This is a genomic window from Bifidobacterium commune (assembly GCF_900094885.1).
GTDB classification, from domain to species: domain Bacteria; phylum Actinomycetota; class Actinomycetes; order Actinomycetales; family Bifidobacteriaceae; genus Bifidobacterium; species Bifidobacterium commune.
On record NZ_FMBL01000002.1, the window covers coordinates 121,339 to 132,057 of the forward strand.

A 10,719-nucleotide genomic window follows, 5' to 3' on the forward strand; every position below is an offset into this window, starting at 1 on the left:
CGCAAATTTCCATCTCCATCCACATGGCATATGCACGACATAACGGAAGTAAGCCTATATAATCGTGAACTATCGAAGGTTTAAGACGACCGGATGACGCCGATAAATTCATCCGATAAGAGAGGAAAGCAAGACACTATGGTTGATTACGACACAGCTGTCTCCATCGTTCAGGACTCGGATGCCGACCCGATTATGCTCGCGAAAGTCGCCTATGAAAACCCTGACTTCGGCGCGAACGTGGTTGCCAACTCCCGTGCCTATCCAGGACTCAAGCGCTGGATTGCCGAGTTCGGTGACGACCGCGCCAGAGAGACACTTAAAGCCATGGGGTTCGAAGTTCCCGACCGAGGCGTTTCTCCCCGCGCAGCTACGGAACAGCAGACGCCCGTTAAGAGCAACCAAGCGTCCCATGGTTCCAACCAGCAGGCGCAACAGCCGCAATCGCAGAGCTCAGTGGTTCACATCGCCGACCAACGTGCTAACGGCAACCAGTACGCACCCGTCAACAGCAGCGCCGCGCAGACACCCTTTGCCACCAACACTTATGGCTACACGGCCGAACAGGCGCTGGACCCCAACACCGACCAGATGACCATTGCCCGCATCGCCCAGTACGCTCCTGAGTTGCGCCCTTGCCTCGCTCGCAACCCCAATACCTATCCGGAGCTTCTAAGCTGGCTCGCCCAGCTGCACGACCCGGCCGTCGACGCAGCCCTGGCCACTCGGCAATAAGGCAACAGCTTCCACAATCCCAAGATTTGGCCGCACCCAGCCGTATCAGCCCGCACCAGCCAACCGGCCGCATCAAGTGGCACCAGACCGACACTAATTTAAGTTCCACTCCGCTTAACGATGTAACCCTTCAAGCAAACGCGCCCACATACAACAAGAGACCCGCCCAATCGACGGGTCTCTTGCATTACACACTTCTATCACCGCTTACTACGCGCTCAGCCTTCTTCGGTCAAAGCGAAGAACTGATCGCCGATACGCAACGTTGTGGGAGCCACAACTTGGATGGGACGGTCCTTGATCTGTATCTCGCGGTCGCCATCGATAATATACGTGCCGTTAAGCGATTCGTAATCCTCAATCCAAAGCACACCATCCTTGTCATAACTGAGAGCGGCATGGTTGCGCGAAACGGTGCGCGTCGGATCGGCAAGCTTAATCGACATGGCACCTTCGGGCACCGTTGCCGAAACGTTGCGCCCCAACAGAACACTGGTACCGAGCACGATATCTTGGCCCGTGGCGTCGTTGTGGAGACGATAGCGCTTCTTGGGCTTTTCGCTCATGAAGGACGACGACAGCACCGTGCCGTCCCAGTCTTCAATGTCGCCCTCCCCGTTGGTCTCGGGCTTCGAAGACGACCACCCGGCATCAGCCGACGGCTGTTGTAACCGCGTCGACGCAACCGCGCCGATCAACCCATGTCGAGCCGCATCCGCGCTTAGCTTTCTTGCGGACTCGCCCACCTCATTCACATTGCCAGACACAACCGCGGCATCATCGTCATACCACCCAATCTCTGGTGGCGGAGGAAAAGGCAAAGCGTTCATAGGCAGCATCGTATCCCACTCCCATAACATCATGCCCATATCCACAGCGTATTCATGCGCAATATCAAGATATCTTGAATCATTGTTTCACGGCCGCGAATCAGGAGTATCACCAGAACCACGCTCTATTATGCATTTGTCCCGGCGCACCGCAGCACACCGGGACAAACGTTGACCAAATCTACTGGCCGTTCAGCCTAACTTATCTAGGCTTCGGAACCGGAATCGGACGAATCCGAACCAGAGCCCATACTGAAATCGGTGTCCCCACCGAGATCACCGGCTCCACCTTCATCATTCAGGTAGTCATCCGGATTGAAGTCGTCACCGAGCTTCAGGTCGCCAAAGTCGATGTTGGAGAAGTCCACATCGTCCATGTTGCCCTCGCCGAATTCGCCGGGCGCACCTTCTCCGCCCAGACCGAAGTTCGGGTAGATGGTGTCGCGGATGGCCTTGTCCGGTTCGACCGTTGCGTTGCGATAGCGTGCAAGGCCCGTACCGGCAGGGATAAGCTTACCGATGATGACGTTCTCTTTGAGACCCTTGAGATCATCAGACTTCTGCTCCAAGGCCGCCTCCGTGAGAACACGGGTGGTCTCCTGGAACGAAGCCGCGGACAGCCAGGAATCGGTGGCCAGCGAGGCCTTGGTGATGCCCAGCAGTTCCGGACGTCCTGCAGCCGGCTTGCCGCCAGCCTTAACCGCTTCGATGTTGGCATCGCGGAACTTGGACTGGTCAACGAGCTCACCCGGCAGCAGATTCGTGGTGCCGGAATCGATCACCGTGATGCGGCGAAGCATCTGGTGGACGATAACCTCGATGTGCTTGTCGTGGATATCCACACCCTGGGAGCGATACACGTCGTGCACGCCCTCAACGATGTTGACCTGAGCGGCGCGGGGTCCGAGAATGCGAAGAATCTTCTTCGGATCGACGGAACCTTCAATCAGCTGGGTACCGGTCTCGATGTGCTCGCCGTCCTTAACGGTAAGCGGCGCACGACGGGTCACCGGATAGCTAATCGGTTCGACGCTCGTATCGTCCGGAGTCAAGGTGACAGTGCGACCGTGGTCGGTGTCCTCAACCTTAACGGTGCCGGCATACTCTGCAATCGGGGCCTCACCCTTAGGCGTACGTGCTTCGAAAAGCTCGGTAACACGAGGCAGACCTTGGGTGATATCGGAAGCGGAAGCGACGCCGCCGGAGTGGAAGGAACGAAGTGTCAGCTGTGTACCAGGCTCGCCGATGGACTGAGCTGCAACGATACCGACGGCTTCACCGACATCCACCATGCGGCTCGTAGCAAGCGACCAGCCATAGCACTGAGCGCAAACGCCACGCTTGGATTCGCAGGTCAGCACGCTGCGTGCCTTGACCGTTTCGACACCATGAGCGACCATGTCACGCAACGCGTCTATGGACATCGCATCGCCACGCTTGTAAAGCACGGTGGTGCCATCCTTGGGATCGACGACATCCTCAGCGAGCAACCTCGAGTACGGGCCACCGTCGGCAGCCTTGACGAGCACCAAGTTGCCTTCCATGTCGTATTCACCGATGCGCATCGGCAGACCGCGCTTGGTGCCGCAGTCTTCCTCGCGCACGATGACCTCCTGGGCCACGTCCACGAGACGACGGGTGAGGTAGCCGGATTCCGCGGTACGAAGTGCGGTATCCGCCAGACCCTTACGAGCACCGTGCTGGGAGATGAAGTATTCCAGCACCGACAGGCCTTCACGGTAGTTCGACTTGACCGGGCGGGAGATAATCTCGCCCTTCGGGTTCGCCACCAAACCTCGCATACCGGAAATCTGGCGGATCTGCATCCAGTTGCCTCGAGCTCCGGACTGCACCATGATGTTGACGTTGTTGTCGTCCTTGAAGTTATCGCGCATGGCTTCGGCAACCTTGTCGGTGCATTCGGTCCACAGGTTGATAAGTTCCTGACGACGTTCCTCGACAGTCAAGCGACCCATTTCATACTGGTGGTTGACCTCATCGGCCTGAGCCTCGTAGTCGCTGATGATGGAGAAGCGGTTAGACGGCTCGACGATATCCGAGAAGGACATGGTCACACCGGACCACGGAGCGCGCGTGAAGCCGACATCCTTCAACGCATCGAGGGTCGCGGCCACCTGAGCGGTGGAGTAGCGAGTCGCGATATCGTCAACGATTGTGGAAAGCTTGCCCTTGGCGACTTGCTCGTTGATGAACGGGTAGTTTGTCGGCAGCGTTTCGTTGAACTTCAAGCGGCCGTAGGAAGTGGCGAAGAGATAGGAGCCGTCCTTAAGACGCTCTTCCTTGACCACATCCGAGCTGCCCGGCTCAGGGTCGATAACCTTGAGTTCGCCCGGCTCCCAATTCTCGGGAAGCTTGAAATCGTGCGGCAAGCGCACCAGCACCTTGGCCTGTACATCCACATCGTGGCGGTCGATGGCCATACGCAGCTCGTCGGCCGAGCCAAGCACACGACCTTGTCCCTTTGCACCTTCCACGACGGTGGAGAGGTAGTAAAGACCCAGAATCATATCCTGCGAAGGCATGGTGACGGTATGGCCATCTGCCGGCTTGAGGATGTTGTCCGAAGCCATCATCAAGGAACGGGCCTCGGCCTGTGCCTCGACGCTCAGCGGCAGGTGGACTGCCATCTGATCGCCATCAAAATCTGCGTTGAACGCAGCGCAAGCAAGTGGCGGCAGGTGGATGGCCTTGCCTTCGACCAAAATCGGCTCGAACGCCTGAATACCGAGTCTGTGCAGTGTAGGTGCACGGTTCAGCAGCACGGGATGCTCGGAAATGACGTCCTCAAGCACGTCCCACACGGACGAGTCCTGACGATCGACCAGACGCTTCGCGCTCTTCATGTTCTGCGCGTAGTTCTGATCCACAAGCTTCTTGATGACGAAGGGCTTGAACAGCTCCAATGCCATGGGCTTAGGCAGACCGCACTGGTGCATGCGCAGCGAAGGTCCGACGACGATCACGGAACGGCCGGAGTAATCCACGCGCTTACCCAGGAGGTTCTGACGGAAACGGCCCTGCTTGCCCTTGAGCATGTCGGAAAGCGACTTGAGCGGGCGGTTCGATGCGCCGGTGACCGGGCGGCCACGGCGACCGTTGTCGAACAGCGAATCGACGGCTTCCTGAAGCATGCGCTTCTCGTTGTTGAGCATGATCTCGGGAGCACCAAGTTCGATGAGCCTCTTGAGACGATTGTTGCGGTTGATAACGCGGCGGTAGAGATCGTTGAGATCGGAAGTAGCGAAACGTCCGCCGTCAAGCTGCACCATCGGTCGCAGATCCGGAGGAATGACCGGGATGGCGTCGAGCACCATGGCCTCTGGCTTGTTGCCGGTGGTAAGGAATGCGTTGACGACCTTCAGTCGCTTCAACGCGCGAGCCTTGCGCTGGCCGGAGCCGTTGTCGATTTCCTCGCGCAGTTCCTTGGCAGCGGCCTCGAGATCGAAGTCCTGCAGACGCTTCTTGATGGCCTCGGCACCCATGGAGCCTTCGAAATAATCGCCGTAGCGGTCGAGCATTTCCTGCCACAGATCAACGTCGCCTTCCATATCGCCCGGGCGCAGGGTTTTGAAGCGATCGAACACGGCGGTGAGGCGCTGTGCCTGATCGTCAAAACGCTGGCGGATGGCTGCCATTTCGCGCTCGGCGGAGTTGCGCAGCTTCGACTTGGCGGTTCCCTTGGACTCACCCGCTTCCTCGAGCTCGGCCATGTCGGCCTCGAGCTTCTTGGCGCGCTCTTCGATCTCGTTGTCGCGACGCTTGTTGAGCCGTGCGATCTCGTTATCGAACTCGTCCTGGAGATCCGGCAGATCCTGCTGGCGCTGCTGCTCATCGACGTCCGTAACCATATAGGCCGCGAAGTAGATGACCTTCTCAAGGTCCTTCGGCGCAATGTCGAGCAGGTAGCCCAAACGGCTCGGCACACCCTTGAAGAACCAGATGTGGGTTACCGGCGCGGCCAGCTCGATGTGGCCCATACGTTCACGACGAACGCGGGACTTGGTGACTTCCACGCCGCATCGCTCGCAGACGATGCCCTTGAAACGCACGCGCTTGTACTTGCCGCAAGCGCACTCCCAGTCGCGGGTGGGTCCGAAGATCTGTTCACCGAACAGACCGTCCTTTTCAGGCTTCAGTGTTCTATAGTTGATGGTTTCCGGCTTCTTGACTTCGCCGTAGCTCCACTTGTGGATATCTTCGGCGGTAGCAAGTCCGATCCTCAGTTTGTCAAATGCGTTGACGTCCAGCACTATTGTGTCCTGTCTTCCAATTGATAACAATCACGATTATTTGGCCGACCTGCCGGGCCTGGTCCTCTTTGTGGAACCAGACCCGCTGTCAGGCCGTGGTTGGCTTGCCTCTAGCGGTATTCCGGCCGAGACGCAGCCTGATCGTCCTTGGCTGAGGCGTCCGGTCGGGCGCCGATGTTAAAGCCGAGATCGTTGGAGGATCCCACGGGATCATCCTCGGCGTCGTTCAGGTCGATGGCCACGCTGTCGGCGTTGAGCACCTCGACGTTGAGCGAGAGCGACTGCATTTCCTTGAGCAACACCTTAAAGGACTCGGGAATGCCTGCTGGCGGCAGGTTCTCACCCTTGACGATGGCACCGTAGGCGCGCACGCGGCCGTCGACATCATCGGACTTGGTGGTCATCATTTCGTGCAGCGTGTAGGCCGCGCCGTAAGCTTCGAGTGCCCACACCTCCATCTCGCCGAAGCGCTGGCCACCGAACTGCGCCTTACCGCCCAGCGGCTGCTGGGTGATCATGGAGTACGGACCAGTGGAACGTGCGTGGATCTTGTCGTCCACGAGGTGATGGAGCTTGAGCATGTACATGTAGCCCACGGAAATCGGCTTCGGGAACGGTTCGCCGGTGCGGCCGTCGAACAGCATCGCCTTGCCGTCTTCGCCGACGAGCTTCTCGCCGTCGCGGTTCGGCAGGGTGCTGCGCAGCAGGCCCTGAATCACGTCCGGGCGCACACCATCGAAGACGGGGGTGGCCACCGGGGTGTTCGGCTCGCCGTACTCGGCACCTTGCGGCACGTGCTTCTTCCACTCGGCCTCAAGGTCCTTGTCGAGCTTGATATCCCAGCCAGAGTGTGCAATCCAGCCCAAGTGAAGCTCGAGCACCTGGCCCAGGTTCATTCGGCTAGGCACACCCAGCGGGTTGAGCATGATGTCGACCGGGGTGCCATCCGCCAGGAAAGGCATATCCTCTTCGGGAAGAATGCGCGAGATGCAGCCCTTGTTGCCGTGGCGGCCAGAAAGCTTATCGCCGACGGTGATCTTACGATGCTGAGCGATGTAGACGCGGATCATCGAGTTGACTCCGTTGGGCAGCTCGTCGCCGTCCTCCTCGGCCTCGTCGCGGGTGATCTCCTTGATGGAGATGACCGTGCCGGACTCGCCGTGAGGCACGCGCAGCGAGGTATCACGCACCTCGCGGCTCTTCTCACCGAAGATGGCGCGAAGCAGGCGCTCTTCAGGAGTCAGCTCCGTCTCGCCCTTAGGGGTGACCTTACCGACGAGGATGTCGCCGGCTTCAACCTCTGCGCCGATGCGAATCACACCGCGCTCGTCGAGGTTGGCCACCGCTTCCTCACCCACGTTGGGCAGGTCGCGAGTGATTTCCTCGGCACCAAGCTTGGTGTCGCGGGCATCGATCTCGTATTCCTCGATGTGGATGGAAGACAGGGTGTCGTCCTTCACCAGACGCTGCGAAATGATGACGGCGTCTTCGTAGTTGTAGCCGTTCCAAGGCATGAATGCAACCAGCACGTTCTTGCCTAGCGCCAGATCACCGTTCTGGGTGGCCGGGCCGTCAGCCAGAACGCTGCCACGCTCGACGCGCTCGCCATCCTTGACCAGTGGAACCTGATTGTAGCTGGTGGTCTGGTTGGAACGCTGGAACTTGGCCAGCTTGTAGCTCGACTGGGTTCCATCGTCGTTGGTCACGCGAATAATGTCTGCGGAAACGTAGGAAACCACGCCATCCTTCTCGGCCAAGATCGTATCGCCGGAATCGTAGGCGGTACGCCATTCGGCGCCGGTGCCCACCAACGGACGCTCGGACTTGACAAGCGGCACGGCCTGGCGCTGCATGTTGGTACCCATCAATGCACGGTGGCCCTCGTCATGCTCTAGGAACGGAATCAGCGAAGCACCGACGGAAACCATCTGGCGCGGGGAAACGTCCATGTAGTCGACTTCGGAAACCGGCACATCGACGGCCTCGTCTTCGCCCGCACGCACAAGCGCGGTCTTCTCGACGAAGTTGCCGTTGTCGTCCAGCTTTTGGTTGGCCTGCGCGATGACGTGATCGGCATCGCGGTCTGCGGTCATGTATTCGATCTCGTTGGTAACGTGTCCGTCGACAACCTTGCGGTACGGCGTCTCGATGAAACCGAACGGGTTGACGCGGCCGAAGGTTGCCAGCGAACCGATAAGACCGATGTTCGGGCCTTCAGGAGATTCGATCGGGCACATACGGCCGAAGTGGGACGGATGAACGTCTCGGACCTCCATGGAAGCGCGGTCACGCGAAAGGCCGCCGGGGCCCAGTGCGGAGAGACGACGCTTGTTGGTCACGCCGGAAAGCGGGTTGTTCTGATCCATGAACTGCGAGAGCTGGGACGTTCCGAAGAACTCCTTGATCGTCGCGTTCACCGGGCGGATGTTGATAAGGGACTGCGGGGTGATGGCCTCAGCGTCCTGAGTGGTCATGCGTTCGCGAACCACGCGCTCCATACGGCTCAGGCCGGTGCGTAGCTGGTTCTGGATGAGCTCGCCCACCTGGCGGATGCGACGGTTGCCGAAGTGGTCGATATCGTCGGTCTCGACACGCAGGTCGACATCCTGGCCGTCACGACGGCCCGGGAAGGTCTTCTCGCCGGAGTGCAGCGTCACCAGATACTTGATGGTGGCAATGATGTCCTCGCGGCTCAAGCTACGATCATCCGGAGCGGCTTCGAGACCAAGCTTGCGGTTGATTTTGTAACGGCCCACACGGGCAAGGTCGTAACGGTGATTGTTGAAGTAGAACGACTCCAGCAAGTTCTTGCCGGCTTCGGGGGTGGCCGTGTCGGCCGGGCGGATCTTGCGGTAGAGGTCGGTGAGGGCCTCATCTTGCGTTTCGATGGTCTCCTTCTCGAGCGCATCAAGCACGAGCGGGTAATCCTTGAAGGACTTGGCAATCTCGTCCTTGGTCATGCCGATGGCCATGAGGAAGACAATGGCGGACTGCTTGCGCTTGCGATCCACACGCACGCCGAGAACGTCGCGCTTGTCAATCTCAAACTCAAGCCATGCGCCGCGGCTCGGGATAATCTTCGCACCGAAGATTTCCTTGTCGGAGGTACGGTCCGGGGTACGGTCGAAGTAGACGCCCGGGGAACGCACGAGCTGCGAAACGATAACGCGCTCGGTGCCTCCGATGATGAAGGTGCCGTGGGGGGTCTGCAACGGGAAATCACCCATGAAGACCGTCTGGCTCTTAATCTCACCGGTCTCGCCGTTCTCGAACTCCGCGTTGACATACAGAGGAGCGGAATACGTGTAATCCTTCTCCTTGCACTCCTGGACCGTGTGGCGCGGTTCCTCGAAGTACGGATCGGAGAACGTCAGGCTCATGGTCTGAGCGAAGTTCTCGATCGGGGAGATTTCGTTGAATACCTCTTCCAGGCCGGAAGTGTGGGACACGTTGTTCGTGCCGGCCTTGATGTCGGCCTCGGCCTTCTTCCTCCAGCGCTCGTTGCCGATAAGCCAATCGAAGCTATCGGTCTGCACCCCCAAAAGGTAGGGCACATCAATGGGTTCCCTGATGGAACCGAAATTCACACGGTCCGACGCCTTATGCAACTTGATGTCGTGCTCATCGGCGCGTGCGATGACTTGTGTGGTGTTCGTCTTGAGCTTATTTTCAGCCAATGGACGTTCCTTATCGCTCGCTTGATCTTCGATATATTCGTTGTCGAGGAAACGCACCGCAAACAGCCAGAATACGCGGGCGCCTCATCGTTAGAGCATGCCCGCAATATGACACACCTTATGCAGAGCAACAATTATACATGAAACCGTGACAACTCCGTTGACGGCGGGTGCCAAGACACACTAAACCGGACGACACTCAGGCCCATGCTTCAACGAGCTCTATTATTATTTACCCACCTATACAACAAACAACAACACTCAAAGAATTTGCCCTTATTGTATTGTGCCACGTTTATCATGAATCGATAGAACAAGTCACGGAGTGACACCTCCGCGCCGGCAGGGCGCGGACAGGGCAAGGGATTTCAGGAGAAGGTAGGGCAACCGTGGGCATCCTCAACACCATCATCACCACCGCGCTGTGCATAACCATGACAATAGGGACCCCCCCCCCCGACACGGTCTGAAAACCCACTGACCGGCACACCAGAGACACAGCAAACCAACAACACCTCCGACAGGCCCGAGACCCCGGGCGCGGCCGCGCAACGAGGCGCAGCGCCGCACGCCACGCCCGTCAGCGACATTAGCGGGACGCCGGCGGCACCGCTCGCCTCCGAAGCCCCGCTGGCGCAGTCCGCACCGCTCAGCCCGGCACCCGCGACGCTCAACGGAGACGGCACCGGTCAGGCCCTCTCGACGCAGCGCCGCACCTGCGCACCCGTGGCGGGTACGTGGGGGACGCCGGCGAACGACGCCGCCGTCAACAACGTGCCCAACAGGGACCCAAGCGCGGTCCAATGGGACATCGACGCTCAATGCACCCTCACCCTCCATCACGGCACCTCACCCAACTACCGCGAACGCAGCGACATCCCATGGTCCTCGTACAGCGGCTCCATCATCAAGCTCCGCATCGACGGTAACCTCACACTCTACAGCACCGGCACCATTGCCCCGTTCTATGCACTGAACGAGCGCGAAGTGCAGATCGACGGCACGCTCCACATCTCCGGAACAGCGGGAAGAAACCTGTTCGCCGCTGACCTGTTCGCCGCTGACATCACCGCTTTCACCGGCAACGGAATCGCCGCGATCGAAACTAGCCAAGCCACCAGCATGAGGGCCATGTTCTACGGCTGCAAGACACTGACGTCGCTGGACCTCACCCACTTCGACACCTCCAAAGTCACCGACATGAGC

General features: G+C 59.2%; 5 protein-coding genes. 2 read left to right on the forward strand and 3 right to left on the reverse strand.

Features of this window, described 5'->3' with window-relative positions; translation table 11 throughout:
- The first annotated feature begins 138 nt into the window (after positions 1–138).
- Positions 139–735 carry a variant leucine-rich repeat-containing protein gene (locus tag GA0061077_RS04405; RefSeq protein WP_091847752.1) on the forward strand — a complete coding sequence of 199 codons (597 nt, stop codon included), beginning with the start codon at positions 139–141 and terminating at the stop codon, positions 733–735.
- A 218-nt stretch (positions 736–953) separates the two neighbouring features.
- Here GA0061077_RS04405 and GA0061077_RS04410 read toward each other — a convergent pair whose 3' ends face one another.
- The 3 genes from GA0061077_RS04410 to rpoB form a co-directional block, all read right to left on the reverse strand.
- Positions 954–1,565: an FHA domain-containing protein gene (locus tag GA0061077_RS04410; protein ID WP_091847922.1), complete on the reverse strand. Its 612-nt coding sequence runs from the start codon at positions 1,563–1,565 to the stop codon at positions 954–956.
- A 206-nt stretch (positions 1,566–1,771) separates the two neighbouring features.
- A complete protein-coding gene (locus GA0061077_RS04415) occupies positions 1,772–5,836 on the reverse strand; it encodes a DNA-directed RNA polymerase subunit beta' (RefSeq protein WP_091847753.1) in 4,065 nt (1,354 codons plus the stop codon).
- A 110-nt stretch (positions 5,837–5,946) separates the two neighbouring features.
- Positions 5,947–9,513, reverse strand: a complete 3,567-nt coding sequence (gene rpoB, locus GA0061077_RS04420) for a DNA-directed RNA polymerase subunit beta (RefSeq protein WP_091847923.1) — start codon at positions 9,511–9,513, stop codon at positions 5,947–5,949.
- Positions 9,514–10,239: 726 nt separating this feature from the next.
- On the opposite strand from rpoB, the gene GA0061077_RS04425 reads away from it, so the two are divergent.
- The coding region (locus tag GA0061077_RS04425; protein WP_200754444.1) for a BspA family leucine-rich repeat surface protein at positions 10,240–10,719 on the forward strand (480 nt) is incomplete at its 3' end.